Origin of the sequence: Marilutibacter penaei (genome assembly GCF_014145395.1) — a bacterium.
Taxonomy (GTDB): domain Bacteria; phylum Pseudomonadota; class Gammaproteobacteria; order Xanthomonadales; family Xanthomonadaceae; genus Marilutibacter; species Marilutibacter penaei.
Genome location: NZ_JACHTE010000009.1, coordinates 17860 through 35006, shown reverse-complemented (window position 1 = coordinate 35006; position 17147 = coordinate 17860). Strand labels below are relative to the sequence as shown.

Here is a 17147-nt window from a genome sequence, read left to right as displayed (position 1 = left end):
CGCCGATCAGGCAGGCGGTGATGATGCGTCGGTTCAAGGTGGGTCGGCCTGCAGGATGAGGGTGCGGGTCTGGTCGCCGCGTCGGATGGTGAGTTCGGCGTTCTGTCGGGCCCCGAGTTCGGACTCCAGGCCGCGCAGTCGTTCCAGGTCCAGGGGCTGGCCGTCGATCGCGACCAGGACGTCGCCAGGCTGCAGTCCCGCCTTGCGGAACATGCCGCCGTCGCCCCGTGGGGTCAGCGCATAGCCGCCTTCGAGGTCGGCCCGAAGGCCGGCGGCGGACAGGAGGTCCGCCGGTGCGACGTTGGAGGTGCCTGCCGGGGGCGGTGCGGTTGGCGCGGCCACGCGCGCGGCCGGTGCGGGCGCGGCGGGCGTGCTTCGCGGCGGGGCGGCGTCCGAAGGGCGCGCCATGTCGAGGCGCTGTGCGCGACCGCCGACCTGGAGCCGCACATAGTCGCGACCGACCTCCAGCAGCCGTGCGCCGCCATCCAGGGCGTCGCCGATGCGGTACGCGGCCTGTGTGCCCCCCGGCCCGGCCAGGATCGCCGACGCGCTGTCGGGCCGGCCATCGATCGCCGCCCGTACCCCGAGCAGCCGATACCCGCCTGCCGAGGCCTGGGGGGGCGTCCCATCCGCCGCGCCGGCGGTGGGATGGAAGGCGTCCGCGCGCAGCGCGCCGGTCTCCGGAGGCGCGGAAGGCGTGCCCCACGGCGCCGGCGGCACCGCGAGCATCCAGAACAGGCGCGCGACCTGCCAGGCGAGCATGAGCACCAGGGCGACCGCCAGCCAGGAGGGCATGGCGGCGGCGAGGCGTTCGCGGTCGAAGTGGGCGGCAAGCGGCACGAGGGCATCCGGTGGGCGTCGGGCGCGACATTTCAGCGCCGCGAACAGGATGAGACGGATTCGTGACCGTTTGACTTCATCTGACACATGAAATGCAGAAAGGCCCGGGATGGGCCCGGGCCTTTCGCGTGGTCAACCCCCTGTCCGGACTCAGAAGGAGGCGGACAGGCTCAGCATGTAGCTGGTGCCGAGGTCATAGCGCATCACGTCGGCCGTGCCGCCGCCGTAGCTCTGGACCTCCTGGTACTCGGCGCCGAGGATGTTGCGGGCCTCGAACGAGATCTCCATGTCCACGTCCCACAGGTTGAAGAACTTGTTCAGGACGAGGTCGACCGTCGTGCCCGGTTCCTGCACGTAGTCCGGCTGGACCACGGTGATCTGGCCGGTGGCGGGGTCGAAGCCGTTGATGCCGCGGGCGTTGATGCGCTCGCTCGCATAGCCCACCAGCAGGGTCGCCTGGCTGCCCGTGGACAGGCTCTCGATGCCAAGCTGGAGGTTGGCCAGGTGCTCCGATTGGCCCTGCAGGCGACTGCCGTCCATCACCAGTTCGGACGCCGGCTGCGGGTTGCCGTTGCCGGCCAGCGTATAGGCCACGTCGTCGTCGTCGACCTGCACTTCCGAGTCCGACCAGGTGTAGTTGGCGGCCACGAAGAAGCGGCTGTCGCCGGTCCATTCGAACGGGCTGCCGTAGTACTGGCGGAAGTCCAGCTCCAGGCCATACACCACCGCACCGGGCGCGTTGATGAAGCTCTGTTGCCAGCTGGAACCGGTACGGCCGTTCAGGACGGTCTCGACCGGCTTGTCGATGTCCTTGTAGAACACGCCGGCGCTGAAGTATTCGCCACGATCGAAGTACCACTCGTAGCGTGCGTCCAGGTTGACCAGTTCGCTGTCGACCAGGAACGGGTTGCCGATCACCAGGCGATCGCTGTCGAGGTCGAGGTACTGCTGCGGCGCCAGCTCGCGGAACTGCGGGCGGGCGATGGTCTTGGACGCGCCGAAGCGCAGTTGCTGGTTGTCGGCGAAGTTCCAGGTCAGCGTCGCCGCCGGCAGGAAGTAGTCGTTCTCCAGCGGCGCGGCGGTCGGCAGGGGCTGGCCCTGGTCGAACAGGTCGATCGGGTCCACCGACTGGGTCGCGTCCTCGTAGCGGACGCCGAGGGTGGCACGCAGGTAGTCGTTGAGCTGGGACTCGGCTTCGACGTACAGCGCGCTTGTCTCCAGGCGGCCGTCGTAGGCCGCGGCACCGGTGCCGCCGGTGGTCTCGCGCAGCGTCAGGTAGCCCTGGCTGATCACGTAATCGGACAGCAGGAAGTCCGGTCGCAGGTAGCGGTACTGGAAGGGCAGGTTGCCCAGCGAGAGCAGGCGGAACTCGCGCGAGAGCGCGTTGCGCTCGGTGTCCGACCAGGCGCCGCCGAAGTTCAGGTACAGGTCCATTTCCACCGGGAGGCGCCAGGCCGCGTCGACGCCGGCCGAGTCCACGCGCTCGTCGACCTGGCTGAAACGGGTGTAGTTCTGGGCCTGGGACGCATCGTGGAACCAGTTCCCGTAGGCGTCCTCGCGCCAACGGAAGCCCTTGTCGTAGGGGGCGTCCAGGCTCGCGCGCGAATGGCCCGCGCGCCAGTCGATGGTCAGGTCGCGGAACTCGCCGAACACATGCTTGCCGGTCGCCTGCGTGTTGATGAGCTCGCGCTCGTACCAGCGGGTCACGTCGTCCCGGATGTTGTCGCCGGTCAGCAGGCTGTAGCCCTCCGTGCTGCGCGTTTCCTTGTCCGTGTCGTGCACGTACATGGTCATCAGGCCGATCGTATGGTTCTCGGTCTGCAGCGTCGCGCCGACGAGGCCGTTCACCGTGGCGTTGTTGGTCGTCGACAGGAAGTCGTAGTCGCTCTGGACCGCCATCGAGCCGGCTTCGACCGCGCCGTCCTGCTGCACGCCCACCTGGGTGCGCCAGCGGTTCTTCAGCGAGGCCGTGGCCACCAGGCCGAGGCGCGACGTCTCGCCCACGTCGAAGGCGTTGCCGGCGGTGATCTCGTACTCGTAGTCAGGATCGACGTGGTCGGTGGTCTGCAGCAGGTTCAGCGGTGCGTTGGTGAAACTCATCGCGATCCGCTTCACCTCCGCGTCGGTGAAGTCGGGGCCGGGTGTGACGCGGTTTCCGGTGGCCAGGGCGTCCTGCAGTTCGCCCGGCATCTTGCGGGTGCCGTCATCGAAACCGAAGAAGTCTGAGGCGCCACCGCCGTAGTGGCTCAGGCCGGGCTGGCCGGTCGTCTCGCTGTTGCCGCCCATGCCGATCTTGAGCTTCAGGAACGGCTGGTCGGGCACCACGGCGCTGGTCAGGTTGATCGTGCCGCCGCCGAACTCGCCCGGGTAGCGCGCGGAGTAGGTCTTGACCACCTCCACGGTGTCGAGGACGTTGGTCGGGAACAGGTCCAGCGGGACCACGCGCTTCAGCGGCTCGGGGCTGGGCAGCGGCGAGTTGTTCAGGAGGGCGGAGGAGTAACGCTCGTTGAGGCCGCGCACGTACACGTACTTGCCCTGGTCCACGGCCAGGCCGGCGACGCGTACCAGTGCATCGGCGGCAGTGCTGTCGCCCTGGCGGTCCAGGTCCTCGCGCGAGACGTGGGTCATCACCGCGGAGCTGGTCAGCATGGGCTGCGGGATGTAGGCGCCGCGCACCTGCACGGCGTCGAGTTCGGTGGCGGGTTCCTGTGCCTGCGGTTGCGGCGGGACGGCGTCGGCCGTGCTGGCGTCCTGCGCGCGCACCGGAGCGGGTGCAAGCAGCGCGGCGATGGCGAGGAACAGGCCCGTGTGGGCAAGGTTGAGATTCATGACTGGCTGCCTTTGATGGAGTCCGGAGCGTCCGATGGACCGATGCCGCGGGCGGACCGCGGCATCGTGTGGAGCGGGGCCACGGACAGACGGCCCCGCTTCCTGCCCGCGACCCCCAGAGCGGTCGCGGGCATCGCGGTCAGCAGGGATCGGCCGCGGTCAGGCCGCAGGTCCAGCCTTCCCACCAGGTGTCGCCGGCGTCCTTGACGGCACCGATGTAGTCGACGTCCTCGAAGAAGGCGTTGACCGAGGACAGTCCGGTGAAGGCCGGCACCGCCGACTCGTTGGCGCCATTGACGAAGCCGTCGGTCAGCGACGATGCACCGGTCGAGTTGTTGGTGCCGGCGTTGAACGCGGCTTCCTCGGCACCACCCGCACCGCCCGCGAACGGCGTGTCGCAGGAGGCATAGGTGGAGTCGAAGGTGCCCTCGGTCGTGGCCGACTGGAACTCGATGCAGGCCGGGTTGCCGCCGGTGAACACGGCGTTGTAGTAGTTGACCAAGGTCCCCTGGTTCAGCACGACCACGTTGTCGTGGCCCTTGCTGACGAAGGTGACGTTGGCAATGACCGGGTTCGAGCGGTAGGGCAGGTCCTGCGAGCTCATCTCGTTGACGCGGTCGCCGCCGCCATCGCGCTGCACGATCAGGCCGAACTGGATCGCGCCGCGGAAGCCCGAGTCGGTATCGAAGCTGTCGTCGTCGATGCCGGTCATCACGAGGTACTTGGAGTTGACCTTGCCGCCGAACCACTCGATGCCGTCGTCCGAACTGTTGTGGACCTGCACGTACTCAACGGTGGTGCCGCTGCCGAGGCCGGCCATGGTGATGCCGTTGAGCTCCACGTCGGGCAGCACTTCGAAGCCGGAGTGCATCACGCGGACGTAGCGCAGCACGCCGGTGTTGTCGGCATCGTCGTTGCCGCCGAAGAAGCCGTTGGCGCCCTCGACCTGCGCCTCGCAGGTCGCGCTGCCCGGCTGCGCGGTGCCCGGGCAGGTGCTGATCGCGGCACGGCCCAGCAGGACCAGGCCGCCCCACTGCCCGATCGAATTGACGTCGGTGGTGCCCTCGACGCTCTCGCGGCTGGTCATCACGATGGGCTCAGCGGCCGTGCCTTCGGCGAAGATCTGCGAGCCGCGGTTGACCATCAGGAAGTCGGCGCCGGCGGAACCGAACAGCGTCACGCCCGGCTCGATGCGCAGGATGCCCTGGCGGGCCTGCGGGTAGGGATTGGCGACGTCGCCGCCCATGTCCTCGCCCACATCGGTGCGTCCGTTGAGCGAGTAGACGACGCCTTCGAGGTTCTCGAGCGTGAAATCGCCGATGATGCGGGCCGGCAGCTCGCAGTTCTTGAGGCCTGCGACCTCGCCCACGTCGGTGGTGCCGCTCGGGCAGGAGGCGCCGGTCGGCGGCGGGGTGACCGGAGGCGGAGTCACGGGCGGCGGCGTCACCGGCGGCGGCGCCGGCGGGAAAGAGCCTTCGCCCGGCGAGGCGACGCGGTCGGCTCCGCCACCACAGGCGCTCAGCGCAAGGACCGCGCCGAAGGTCATCAGCAGCGTCTTGCAGTTATTGCGGGAAGTCATTCGCTGTATCTCCGATCGAGTGGGTTGGTTCAATCACGTCCCCGGCAAGGGGGAACCGCGTGGGTGGCATCCGTTCCACTTGGGATCCATCGCGCCGCCTGCGAAGTGCGATGCCCGGACCCCGGGGCGAAAGGCGCCGGTTCGTCGCGGCCGTTCCTTTGGGCGCGGCGAGTACGCCGTGGCGCCAGCGATTCGGCGAGAAGTTATAGATTTGTGTTGTGACAACCGGGTTTCACCGATCACGTTTGTTTCATGCGCGACGGTGTCACCGGAACGTCATGTGAAAACCGACATCGAAATGTCATCCGGATGACGGAAAGTGGGCGCTTATCGCTCGCGATCGATTCCCTTCCGGATGCGTGGTGCGCATGAACGTGGCAACAGAACTCAGTCCCGGCCTTGAGCAATGGATCCTCGAGCAGGTGCGCGCAGGGCATCCGCCCGAGGCCGTGCTCGGACCGCTGGTGGAGCAGGGCTGGGACGAGCAGGATGCGATCGACGCGATCGAGGAAGCGACGCGTCGCTTCCTGGAGTCGCATGCCCGGGAGCATGGCCTGCCGCCATCGACGCGGGTGCCGTCGCCCATTGGACTGAATGGCCCGTCGGTGGTCGATGCCGGGGATCGCGAGGTCCACCTGCTCGCAAGCCTCCGGCAGCCGCGGATCATCGTGTTCGGTGGCCTGCTGTCGCACGGGGAGTGCGACGCGCTCGTCGAGCTTGCACGACCGAAGCTGGGGCGTTCGGCAACCGTGGACCTGGAGACCGGTGGCGACGTGGTCCACGAAGCGCGCACCAGCCATGGCATGGGATTCGAGCGGGATGCGAACGCACTGTGCCGGCGGATCGAGGCACGCATCGCGCGGCTGGTGGAGTGGCCCGTGGAGAACGGCGAGGGCATCCAGATCCTGCGCTACGGCCATGGGGCGGAGTACAAACCGCACCACGACTACTTCGACCCGAGCTACCCGGGCCTCGCCAGGTTGCTCGAGCGCGGGGGGCAGCGGGTGGCGTCGCTCGTGATGTACCTCAACACGCCCGCGAGTGGCGGCGCGACGGTGTTTCCCGAAGTGGGTTTCGAGGCCGCCGCGGTGAAGGGAAACGCGGTCTTCTTCAGCTACGACCGGCCGCACCCGATGACCCAGACCCTGCATGGCGGCGCGCCGGTGGTCGAGGGCGAGAAGTGGATCGCGACGAAGTGGCTGCGGGAGCGTCGCTTCGACTGAGCGGAGCGCGTATCAGTCGGCCGGTTCGCCGGGGGTCTTGTCCTTGAACAGGCAAAGGTCGCGGATGGCGCAGTGCGGGCAGTCGGGCTTGCGCGCCCGGCACACATAGCGGCCATGCAGGATCAGCCAGTGATGGGCATCGTGCAGGTACTCGGCCGGGACGGCGGCGAGCAGGCCATCCTCCACGGCCCGTACCGTCTTGCCCGGCGCGAGTCCCGTGCGATTGGATACGCGGAAAATATGCGTGTCCACGGCCATCGTGGGTTCGCCGAACGCGGTGTTCAGCACCACGTTGGCCGTCTTGCGACCCACCCCCGGCAGGGCCTCGAGCGACGCGCGGTCGCGGGGGACGTCGCCATCGTGCCGTTCGATCAGCTGGTGGGCCATCGCGACGACATTGGCCGCCTTGGTGTTGTAGAGGCCGATCGTGGAGATGTACGGCTTCAGCCCCTCGATGCCGAGCGCGGCGATCGCCTCGGGCGTATTGGCCACCGGGAAGAGCTTGCGCGTCGCCTTGTTCACGCCGACGTCGGTGGCCTGCGCGGACAGCGTGACGGCGACCAGCAGTTCGTAGGGCGAGGCGAATTCAAGCTCGGTGGTGGGTTTGGGATTGAGCCATTTCAGCCGGCGGAAGAGCTCTTCCACCTGGGCGGGCTTCAGGCGACGGCCCTGCCGTGCCGCGCTCCTCCGGTGGGTGTCGCGGGCCGCCGGCATCAGCGTGGCTTGCGTTGCGCCGCACGCGCCTTGGCCCGGGCGAGGGCAGCAGCGGCGGCATCCGGCAGCGCGGTCGCGGCGGCGGACGTGGCGGCCCGGGATGATGGCAGGGCGCGTCCAGCGTCCCGCTCGGCATCCAGCCGGCGCAGCCGCATCTCGCGTTGGCGGTAGCGTTCGCGGGCTTCGAAGGCCCGGGTTCGCGCATCCCGCGCCGCCGCCAGGCTTTCGCGGCAGTCAGTGCTGCAGCCGGTGCAGGTATCCGCGTCCATCAGGCCGAGGGACAGCGCACGGTCGAGGTCGTCGTCGCGCAGGGCCGCGGCGATCGCGTGCGTGCGCGTCGCACCGGGCCAGGTGCAGGCGCAGACCGGGCAGCCCGCGCGGGTCACGTGCCGCGGAACACCGGCTTGCGTCGCTCGAGGAAGGCGGACGTCCCCTCGCGCATGTCATCGGTCGCGAACATCAGGCCGAACTGCGCGGTCTCGTACGCCATGCCTTCCTCGATCCCGCACTCGCCGCCCACATTGAGGCAATCGATGATGCCGCGCAGGGCCAGCGGCGCGGCGTCGGCGAGCTGGTTCGCGAGCTTCATGGTTTCGGCGAGCAGGTGTTCGGCCGGTACCACGCGGTTGACGATCCCGAGGGACTGCGCGCGGTTCGCGTCGATCGGGGTCCCCAGCAGGCACAGTTCCATCGCGGCGGCGCGACCTGCCAGGCGCAACAGGCGCTGCGTTCCCGCGAAACCCGGTATAAGGCCGAGGTTGACCTCCGGTTGCCCCAGTTTCGCGCTGTCGGCCGCGATGCGCAGGTGGCAGCACATCGCCAGCTCGAGCCCGCCGCCGAGCGCGAAACCGTTCACCATCGCGATCACAGGCTTCGGCATCTGCTCCACGCGACGCATCATCCGCTGACCGCGAAGGGAGAAGTCCCGGCCCTGTACCGGCGTCAGGCCATTCATCTGCGCGATGTCGGCGCCCGCCACGAATGCCTTCGGCCCCGCCCCGGTCAGCACGATGGCCCGCACCGTGTCGTCGGCGGATGCGTCAGCGAAGGCGCTGTCCAGTGCGTCAAGCGTCGCCGCGTCCAGCGCATTCAGTTTGTCGGGGCGATTGATGGTGAGGACGAGGACGGCGGCTTCGCGGGTGATGAGCAGGGGGGATTCAGGCATATGAACGGGCTCGGGACAGGGGAGGGCCGCCAGCGGCGGGCCGCGGGGCGGCAGGGAACCTTCGCGGCCAGCGGCGGTCGGAGGGGTTGGCGTCAGTGGCAGTTAAGCCGGTGCGCCGTTATCCTAGCGCGTCCGATCAGGCCTGCACGACTGGCGGAATCTGAAGTGTGCGCTTCCCGCGTCAGTCCCGAGCGCCCGTGACAGGCCCGGGTTCCGTGCCACAAACCGGAGGTTTTACCGAATGAAGTTGCGTTATCTCGCGGTCGCCGTGACCGCGCTCGTGCTGGGTGCCGGCACTGCCATCGCGCAGGACACGTCGTCCGAGAAGGGCAAGCTGAGCTACGCGCTGGGTTACGACCTCGGACGCAATGTGATCGAAAGCGGCGAAGCCGTGGACGTCGCCACCATCATCAAGGGCCTGCAGGACGGCTATGCGAAGCAGCAGCCGGCCGTGCCCGTCGCCGAACTTCGCAGTGCCGTCGAGAACATGCAGCAGCGCCAGCAGGCCAAGGCGAAGAGCGAGTGGGAAGCGCTGGCCGCGCAGAACAAGACCCGCAGTGACAGCTTCATCGCCCAGAACAAGGCGAAGTCCGGCGTGCAGAGCCTGCCGAGCGGGGTCCAGTACCGGGTGATCGAGTCCGGCAACGGCGCCAAGCCCACGCAGGCCAGCACCGTCACGCTGCAGATCTCCGGCCCGTACGCTTGGGGCGAGCGCCCGAACCCGCCGCGCCCCGCCCAGACCACCCCCGAAATGAAGCTCAGCGAGATCGAGATGCCCGCGATGCGCGAGGCGCTGCAGCAGATGCAGGCCGGTGCGAAGTGGGAAGTCACCCTGCCGCCGGAGAACGCCTACGGCCAGGGCAACCCGCAGATGGGGATTCCGCCGAACATGGCCGTGCAGTTCGAGATCAAGCTGCTCTCGGTGAAGTAAACGTCCGGTGGCGCCCTTGCGCGCCGCCGCTGCCAGGGAAGACGATCCACGGGCGCGCCGGTCCTGCCGGCGCGCTTTTCTTTTCCCGGCCGATTCCTGTAACAAGGTCCAGCGATATCGCGGACCGATGGCCCTGATGAAACTCTGCATGACCACCACTTTCCGCGCAGTGCTCAGCCCATGCATCGGCGTTTGCGCCCTGGACGAACAGGGTCTGTGCGAAGGCTGCCTTCGCACGTCCGCTGAAATCGCCCGCTGGTCGCAGATGGATGACGACGAGCGCCTGCACCTGATGGAGGCGGTATTGCCCGGTCGCGAGGCGGCGCGGGGATGACGGCATCGGGTCCCGGGGGTGCGCTGGACGACTTCCCGCGATTGCGGGAGGCGCTGCACCCACTGGACGCCCCCCCGCGCGGTGCCGGCTGGAACCTGGACGACGTGCGCGACCTGCTGCCGCCCGGGCCGCCTGTGGAAGCGGCGGTGTTGCTGGCGCTGCGGTCCACCGAACAGGGGACGGCGGTGCTTTTCACCCGGCGGCACCGCGGCTTGCGCCAGCATGGGGGCCAGGTCAGCCTGCCCGGTGGCCGCATCGATCCGGGCGACGCCGACGCCCGCGCCGCGGCCTTGCGCGAGGCCCACGAAGAGGTGGGCCTGGTGCCCGGCACGGTCCGTCCGCTCGGCTACCTCGATCCCTTGGCGACGATCACCGGCTACCGCGTACTGCCGCTGGTGGCGCGTATTCCCTCGGACTTCGTCGCCAGACCCGAGCCCGGGGAAGTGGACGCGGTGTTCGAAGTCCCCCTCGCGTTCCTGATGACGCCGTCGAACCTGGGCCATCAGGCCCTGGAGTACCGGGGCCGACGGCGCGAGGTGCTGGAATACAAGTATCCCGGGCAGCGGATCTGGGGGGCGACCGCCTCGATGCTGCTGAACCTGCGCGAGCGCCTGCAGCGCGTGGAAGACGCCGTACGGCAGGCGAAGGATGACTGAGTTCGAGGCCTGGATTCCGCCCGAGGCCCTGGCCCATGCGCTTGACGGGCCTGTCCGCCCGGTGGTGCTGGATGTGCGTTTCTCCCTGGCAGAGCCTGCTGCAGGCGAACGCGCGTGGCGCGCGGCCCGCATCCCCGGCGCGTTCCACGCACACCTCGAGCGGGACCTCTCCGGTCCGCACCGGCCGGATGCCGGGCGGCATCCGTGGCCCACGGAGGACGATTTCCGGCGACAGGTGGCCGCCTGGGGCATCACGCCGGCCACCCCCGTGGTCCTTTACGACGATGCGGACGGCGCCCTGGCGGCGGCCCGCGCCTGGTACCTGCTGCGCCTGTTGGGCCACGGGCCGGTAGCGGTCCTCGACGGGGGCTGGAAGGCCTGGCAGGCGGCGGGAGGCCCGGTGGACACCGGGCCGGCCCCGCGACCGCGACCGGCAGCGGGCGAAGCGTACCCGGGCCGGTTCGCGGAGGGTCGCCTGCTGGATGCCGACGCCGTGGGCCGCCACCTGGCCGGCGGCGGTGTGCTGGTGGACGCACGGGCGCCCGAGCGTTATCGCGGTGACGTGGAGCCGATCGACCCCGTGGGCGGGCACGTACCCGGAGCGCGCAACCGCCCGTTCGCCGCGAACCTCGAGCACGGGCGAGCCCGTCCGGCCCGCGTCCTGCGGGAGGCATTCGAATCGCTTGCGGATGGCCACGCCCCCGCGGACATGGTGGTGATGTGCGGCTCGGGCGTCACGGCCTGCCATCACCTGCTCGCGATGGCGCACGCCGGACTGCCGCTTGCGCGGCTCTACGCAGGCTCATGGAGTGGATGGATCGAGGATCCGACCCGGCCGATCGCACGCGGACCCGCGGCCTGAGCCTGTTCCGGGGTTACTTCTTCAGGCTCGCCACCAGCGCGTGCAGTGCGCGCTGGGTGTCGTCCTCGAACCACCCATCCAGGAAACGGTCCAGCCCGATCAGTCCGGGTTCCATCGCATCGAGCACGTCGGCGCGGGCGATCCGGCGCGTCTGCAGCATCGGCGTGCGGGGCAGGGCCAGCAGGTCCTGCAACCAGGCCAGCGCGCGCTGGGACACTTCGTCGACGCCGACGAGCTCGTCGACCAGGCCGAAATCCAGGGCCTGCGCCGACTCGACCATTTCGCCGGCCACCATCAGGCGTTCCGCGCGGTAGGGGCCGACGACACGCCGCATCAGCCGCTGGATCCCTTCCGGCACGACCAGGCCCACCCGGGTTTCATTGAGGCCGATCCGGAACGGCCCCGAGGCCATGACCCTGTAGTCGCAGCAGAGGGCGAGCACGCAGCCGCCCGCCGGCGAATGGCCCCCGATGGCGGCGACCACCGGAACCGGCGAAGCGGCAAGCCTTCGCGCCGCCCCGAAGAAGTCTTCCCACGCGGCCTTGACCGCCGACCGGTCCTGGCCCAGCGACAGCAGGTGCGGCACGTCCAGGCCGGCCGAGAACACCTTGGGACCGCCGCTGAGCACGAGCCCGTGCGCACCGCTGGCGATCGCGGCGTCGATGGCGCTGCCCAGGTCCCTGCACAGCCCCGGGTCGAGTGCATTGACCGGCGCCCGGGCCAGTCGCAGCTCGGTGATGTCGCCGTGGGCGAGGATGTCCACGCAGCTCATGGCGCCATGTTCCGTGGCCAACGGTACCGGACGGTGTAGGTCAGGTGGGCCTCGCCCCCCGCCGGTACGGTGACCAGGAATTCCGCATGCTGCGCGCCGGTCTCGTCGGCCGGGACACTGCTGTCCAGCAGTTCCCAGTCACGCCATCGGGGCATCGGTTCGCGGACGCGTACCTGGACATCGGCGTCCTTCGCATTCGCCAGCCGGATATCGAACGATTCGCTTGCCGACAGCCCCCCGGCTGCGACGTTGAATGCAGTGGCCTGCCGCTCCGCCGTGAGATCGAACGCGTTGCCGACCTCGAGCCGGAGCGATTCCCCGGCCGGCGTGTGACCCAGCGATGCCTCGCCGAGGAAGTCCGCGCCTTCGAACAGCCGGACGCGACCCGCGGGCAGGGCCAGGCCCAGGCCGGCGTCGGGGGTGTTGTCGAAGGCCACCGTGGCGCGCACCGGTACGCTGCCGGCAAGGCCCCGGTTGGTGGGCTGGAGCGACACGCGTTGCGGGATCCAGTCGGCCACGCCGCTGTCGACGACGTAGTCGCGCGTGCAGGCGACCGAGTCGCGTGCCGGGAACAACGCCAGGCGTTCGGTGGCGCCGTTGGCGATCCGGCTGCTCCCCGGCAGGTCGTACGCGTGGTATTCGCCGGAACTGCGTTCCGTCGGGGCGGGCGGCGCGGGCGAGGGCGCCATCGCCGCTTCGGCCATGTCGTACGCCGCGCGCTGGCGCGACGGTGCGACCCGACTGGGTTCGCCCGCGACCAGGGTCAGGCGCGCGTCGGAAAAGCTGACGCCGGACCGGTTGGCGACCTGCGCCGCACCGTCCAGCGACAACGTGCAGCCGTCACCCGCCTGGAGCCGGGCGAGGTACTCGGCGCGCCAGGCCATGCCGCCCATGGGGTAGCTCAGGACGAAATCCGCCTCGCCGGCGTTGTCGGCCTGCACGGTCCACTGCAGCGCGGCTTCCCCGGGCAGGCTGTTGGCGGCCTCGAGGATGCTGAAACTGTCGTAGTCGCGGATCACCTTGACCCGCCCATCGTTGAGCGCGAGGCTCAGTCCGTCGCTGGCGGCCAGCAGGATCCCGTTGTCGGTCTGCTTGGCGCCCCCGGACGTGTGCTCGACCACGATGCGCTGGCCGACCGCGCGGCTGAGCAGGTCGCCGGTGCCACCCAGTGCCGGGACGTGGCGTTGCGAGGTGATCCGGATGCCGGGTGCGCGCGCCTGCAGCAGGGCAGCCTCGGCATCCATGGCCGGCGCCACGTTGTTCGCCCTGACGGTGTTCTCGCCGGCCTTCAGGCGGTAGTGCAGGGGGCGTTCGACAAGGGCGTAACCCGCCATCCCGGGTTCCGGCGGTCCCGAGTACGCCAGGGCCTCGTAGCCGCCGCTGTACACGGTGAGCCGGGTGAGCGTCCCGCTGGCCGTGTCCGGACCGGATGCCGCGGCGGGGGTGTCCTCCGGCGCCTGGGCGAGCACCGGCTTGCGCGCGGTGGCATCGGTGGGGGCGTCCTGCGAACAGGCGGCAAGCAGGCATGCCGTGGCCAACAGTGTCAGGGGGCGATGCATCTCGAACTCCGTTCTCGACCTGTCCGTATCATAGGCCGATGCCCGTGCCCCGTCTGCGGCGGATGTCGCGCGTGCGGTACGTCAGCCGTCGCAGGCCCCGCGCACGCTGGCCGGAAGGGTGGTGGCCTCGCCCGTGGCCCTATCGATCCAGACCATCACGACATGACCGTCGCAGAACAGCACGGCCGGGTCATCCGCCGACTGGATCCGGTGGCCGATGGTGAGGCTGCGGCTGCCCAGTCGCTCGACGTGCAACTCGATCTCCAGCGTCGCCGGCCAGGTGATCGGCCGGCGGTAGTTGAGCTGGACCGCTGCGATCACGGGCGCGACATCGTCGTCGAGGCCCATGCCCGGAAGGCCGACCATCCACTCCAGGCGGGCCTCCTCCAGATAGCCCAGGTACGTGGCGTTGTTGACGTGGTTGAATGCGTCCAGGTCGCGCCAGCGCACCCGCATCGGGCTGCGATGCAGCACCATCGGCCGCGGCTGGGTTGCCATCGGCAGCGCTGCCGTGTCGGCGCCAGGCGCGTCGGGCACCGTCGCGGGCGACCCACCCTTCTCCCCGGCCCGGTGCGCGACCTCGCGCGCGGCGGCACGCTTTCGCGGTGCTCTGGCCGGCTTCGCGGCGGTCGTGTCGGTGGCCGCCGCGGAGGAGTTGCGCGGCGACTTGCGCGGCGTGGCAGCGGCTTTCTTGCGCGGGCTGCGCTTGGGTGCGGCGCCGGTGGCATCCCCTCCGTCCGGCCCGGTGCCCTCCGGCGTGCTCATGCCTTGCCCTTCCGGGGTGCACGTGCGGACGTGCTGCGGCCCTTGCGTGGACGCGCTGGGGCGTCATCGGCGGGCGAGAGGCCCAGCAGGGGCGCGAGGAAGCGACCGGTGTGGGAGGCCGCGTTGGATGCGATCGCCTCCGGCGTACCCGATGCAATGATCTCGCCCCCGCGGTGGCCGCCTTCAGGTCCGAGATCGACGATCCAGTCGGCGGTCTTGATGACGTCCAGGTTGTGCTCGATCACGACGACCGTGTTGCCGTCGTCGCGCAGTCGATGCAGCACGCTGAGCAGGTGCTCGATGTCGTGGAAGTGCAGGCCGGTCGTGGGTTCGTCGAGGATGTACAGGGTCCGGCCGGTGTCGCGGCGCGAGAGCTCCTTCGACAGTTTGACGCGCTGCGCTTCGCCCCCGGAGAGCGTCGTCGCGCTCTGGCCGAGCTTGATGTAGCTCAGGCCGACATCGACCAGCGTCTCCAGCTTGCGGGCGATCGCCGGGATCGGCTCGAACAGGCCCAGCGCATCCTCGACGGTCATCTCCAGCACGTCGTGGATCGAATGCCCCTTGTAGAGGATCTCCAGCGTCTCGCGGTTGTAGCGCTTGCCACCGCAGACATCGCAGGGGACGTAGACGTCGGGCAGGAAGTGCATCTCGACCTTGATCAGGCCGTCGCCCTGGCACGCCTCGCAGCGCCCGCCGCGCACGTTGAAGCTGAAGCGTCCCGCCGCGTAGCCGCGCGCGCGCGCTTCAGGCACCTGTGCGAACAGCTCGCGCAGCGGCGTGAAGAGTCCGGTGTAGGTGGCCGGGTTGGAACGCGGCGTGCGCCCGATCGGCGACTGGTCGATGTCCACCACCTTGTCGAACAGCTCGATGTTGTCGACGGAGCGGTACGGGGCCGTCGTGCGCGAGGCCCCGTTGAGGTCGTTGGCGGCGATCCCGTACAGCGTGTCGTTGATCAGGGTCGACTTGCCCGAGCCCGACACGCCCGTCACGCAGGTCAGCAGGCCGGCAGGGATGTCCAGGTCGACGTTCTTGAGGTTGTTGCCGGTCGCCCCGCGCAGGTGCAGGGTCGCCTTCGGGTTGGGGCGGGTGCGCTTGGCGGGCACTTCGATGCGCTTGCGCCCGCTGAGGTACGCACCGGTCAGCGAGCGCGGGGCTTCGAGGATGTCCGCGAGCTGGCCCTGGGCCACGACCTCCCCGCCGTGCACGCCGGCACCGGGCCCGATGTCGATCACGTGGTCGGCCAGCCGGATGGCGTCTTCGTCGTGCTCGACCACGATCACCGTGTTGCCCAGGTCGCGCAGGCGCGTGAGGGTCCCGAGCAGGCGCTCGTTGTCGCGCTGGTGCAGGCCGATCGACGGTTCGTCGAGTACGTACATCACGCCGACCAGGCCTGCGCCGATCTGGCTGGCCAGGCGGATGCGCTGGGCCTCGCCACCGGACAGGGAGTCGGCCTTGCGCTCCAGGGTCAGGTAGTCGAGCCCGACGTCCACGAGGAAGCGCAGGCGATCGGCGATCTCCTTGACGATCTTGACCGCGATCTCGCCGCGCCAGCCGGGCAGGCTCAGCGCCTGGAAGAAGGCCAGGGCCTCGTCCACCGGCTTGACCACGATCTGCGGCAATGCGTGCTCGGCGACGAAGACGTTTCGCGCCGCCTTGTTGAGGCGCGCGCCGCCGCACTCGGGGCAAGGCTGCTCGCTGATGTACTTGGCCAGCTCTTCGCGCACCGCCGAGGATTCCGTTTCGCGGTAGCGACGCTCCAGGTTGGGCACGATGCCCTCGAAGCGGTGCCTGCGCTGCTGGCGGCTGCCGCCGTCGGTGAGGTAGGTGAAGGTGATCGGCTCCTCGCCGCTGCCGTACAGCACGGCCTGGCGCACATCCTCGGGCAGCGTCTGCCAGGGCGTGTCGACGTCGAAGTCGTAGTGCTTCGCGAGCGACTGGATCATCTGGAAGTAATAGGCGTTGCGGCGGTCCCAGCCACGCACGGCGCCCGCCGACAGCGCGAGTTCCGGATGCACGACCACGCGGCCAGGATCGAAGAACTGGGCCACGCCGAGGCCATCGCAATGCTGGCAGGCACCCACCGGCGAGTTGAACGAGAACAGCCTGGGTTCCAGCGCCGGAAGCGCGTAGTCGCAGACCGGGCAACTGAAACGGGAGGAGAACAGCAGCGGCTCGGCCTGCGGATCGTCGAGCGACATCACGATGGCCATCCCGTCGCCCAGCCGCAGGGCGGTTTCGAACGACTCCGCCAGCCGCTGCTTCATGTCCTCCCGGGGGCGGAAGCGATCGACCACGGCTTCGATCGTGTGCTTCTGGCGCAGCGCCAACGTCGGCACTGCGTCGATCTCATGGACCTCGCCATCCACGCGCACGCGGACGTAACCCTGCGCACGCAGCTGCTCGAAGACCTGCGCGTGCTCCCCCTTGCGCTCGCGGATGACCGGCGCCAGCAGCATGTAACGCTGGCCGGTGGAGGCAGGTGCGTCCCCCAGGGCCACCACCTGGTCGACCATCTGGCTGACCGTCTGCGCCTCCAGCGGGTAGTGGTGGTCCGGACAGCGCGGGGTGCCCACCCGCGCGTACAGCAGGCGCAGGTAGTCGTAGATCTCGGTGATCGTGCCCACGGTCGAGCGCGGGTTGTGCGAGGTCGACTTCTGTTCGATCGAGATCGCCGGCGACAGGCCTTCGATGTGGTCGACGTCGGGCTTTTCCATCACCGACAGGAACTGCCGGGCATAGGCCGACAGCGACTCAACGTAACGGCGCTGGCCCTCGGCATAGATCGTGTCGAAGGCCAGCGAGGACTTGCCGGAGCCCGACAGGCCGGTGATCACGATCAGCTTCTCGCGAGGCAGGTCGAGATCGATGTTCTTCAGGTTGTGCGTCCGCGCGCCGCGGATGCGGATGGTGTCCATGTG

The 17147-nt window shown here is 69.5% G+C and carries 13 protein-coding genes and 1 pseudogene; 4 read left to right on the top strand and 10 right to left on the bottom strand.

Annotated elements, in window-relative coordinates; genetic code table 11:
- Nucleotides 1-33: 33 nt before the first annotated feature.
- From H4F99_RS12710 to H4F99_RS12700, 3 genes are all read right to left on the bottom strand, one after another.
- Nucleotides 34-840, bottom strand: a complete 807-nt coding sequence (locus H4F99_RS12710; protein WP_182670122.1) for a type II secretion system protein N — start codon at nt 838-840, stop codon at nt 34-36.
- A 150-nt stretch (nt 841-990) separates the two neighbouring features.
- Complete coding sequence (locus tag H4F99_RS12705; protein ID WP_182670121.1) at nt 991-3669, bottom strand: TonB-dependent receptor domain-containing protein; 2679 nt, start codon at nt 3667-3669, stop codon at nt 991-993.
- Nucleotides 3670-3808: 139 nt separating this feature from the next.
- Nucleotides 3809-5248 carry a hypothetical protein gene (locus H4F99_RS12700; protein ID WP_182670120.1) on the bottom strand — a complete coding sequence of 480 codons (1440 nt, stop codon included), beginning with the start codon at nt 5246-5248 and terminating at the stop codon, nt 3809-3811.
- A 368-nt stretch (nt 5249-5616) separates the two neighbouring features.
- Between H4F99_RS12700 and H4F99_RS12695 the strand changes: the two genes are divergently transcribed.
- Nucleotides 5617-6471, top strand: a complete 855-nt coding sequence (locus H4F99_RS12695; protein ID WP_182670119.1) for a 2OG-Fe(II) oxygenase — start codon at nt 5617-5619, stop codon at nt 6469-6471.
- Between the two features lie 12 nt (nt 6472-6483).
- Here H4F99_RS12695 and nth read toward each other — a convergent pair whose 3' ends face one another.
- The 3 genes from nth to H4F99_RS12680 are packed head-to-tail and all read right to left on the bottom strand — an operon-like array spanning nt 6484 to nt 8350.
- On the bottom strand, nt 6484-7185 hold the full coding sequence (gene nth, locus H4F99_RS12690) for an endonuclease III (protein ID WP_182670118.1): 702 nt from the start codon (nt 7183-7185) through the stop codon (nt 6484-6486).
- Nucleotides 7185-7571, bottom strand: coding sequence for a hypothetical protein (locus H4F99_RS14645; protein ID WP_343064216.1), 387 nt, complete (start codon nt 7569-7571; stop codon nt 7185-7187). Before H4F99_RS14645 ends, nth begins: the two co-directional genes overlap by 1 nt.
- Entirely contained in the window at nt 7568-8350 is a 783-nt protein-coding gene (locus H4F99_RS12680) for an enoyl-CoA hydratase/isomerase family protein (protein WP_182670117.1), read from the bottom strand. Before H4F99_RS12680 ends, H4F99_RS14645 begins: the two co-directional genes overlap by 4 nt.
- Nucleotides 8351-8591: 241 nt before the next feature.
- Between H4F99_RS12680 and H4F99_RS12675 the strand changes: the two genes are divergently transcribed.
- The 3 genes and pseudogenes from H4F99_RS12675 (at nt 8592) to H4F99_RS12665 (ending at nt 11133) form a co-directional block, all read left to right on the top strand.
- Entirely contained in the window at nt 8592-9281 is a 690-nt protein-coding gene (locus H4F99_RS12675; RefSeq protein ID WP_182670116.1) for an FKBP-type peptidyl-prolyl cis-trans isomerase N-terminal domain-containing protein, read from the top strand.
- 148 nt (nt 9282-9429) lie between these two features.
- Nucleotides 9430-10271: pseudogene (locus tag H4F99_RS12670) on the top strand (NUDIX hydrolase).
- Nucleotides 10264-11133 (top strand): sulfurtransferase, encoded by an 870-nt coding sequence (locus H4F99_RS12665; protein ID WP_182670115.1) that lies wholly within the window; start codon nt 10264-10266, stop codon nt 11131-11133. The pseudogene H4F99_RS12670 and the gene H4F99_RS12665 overlap by 8 nt, the downstream one beginning before the upstream one ends.
- Nucleotides 11134-11146: 13 nt before the next feature.
- Here the strand turns inward: H4F99_RS12665 and H4F99_RS12660 are convergent, their stop codons facing one another.
- The 4 genes from H4F99_RS12660 to uvrA form a co-directional block, all read right to left on the bottom strand.
- Complete coding sequence (locus H4F99_RS12660; protein ID WP_182670114.1) at nt 11147-11905, bottom strand: enoyl-CoA hydratase/isomerase family protein; 759 nt, start codon at nt 11903-11905, stop codon at nt 11147-11149.
- Nucleotides 11902-13464, bottom strand: a complete 1563-nt coding sequence (locus tag H4F99_RS12655) for a DUF4139 domain-containing protein (protein WP_182670113.1) — start codon at nt 13462-13464, stop codon at nt 11902-11904. Before H4F99_RS12655 ends, H4F99_RS12660 begins: the two co-directional genes overlap by 4 nt.
- An 81-nt stretch (nt 13465-13545) precedes the next feature.
- Nucleotides 13546-14229 (bottom strand): acyl-CoA thioesterase, encoded by a 684-nt coding sequence (locus H4F99_RS14705; RefSeq protein ID WP_246372040.1) that lies wholly within the window; start codon nt 14227-14229, stop codon nt 13546-13548.
- Nucleotides 14226-17144 carry an excinuclease ABC subunit UvrA gene (gene uvrA / locus H4F99_RS12645; protein ID WP_182670112.1) on the bottom strand — a complete coding sequence of 973 codons (2919 nt, stop codon included), beginning with the start codon at nt 17142-17144 and terminating at the stop codon, nt 14226-14228. The genes H4F99_RS14705 and uvrA overlap by 4 nt, the downstream gene beginning before the upstream one ends.
- Between the last annotated feature and the right edge of the window lie 3 nt (nt 17145-17147).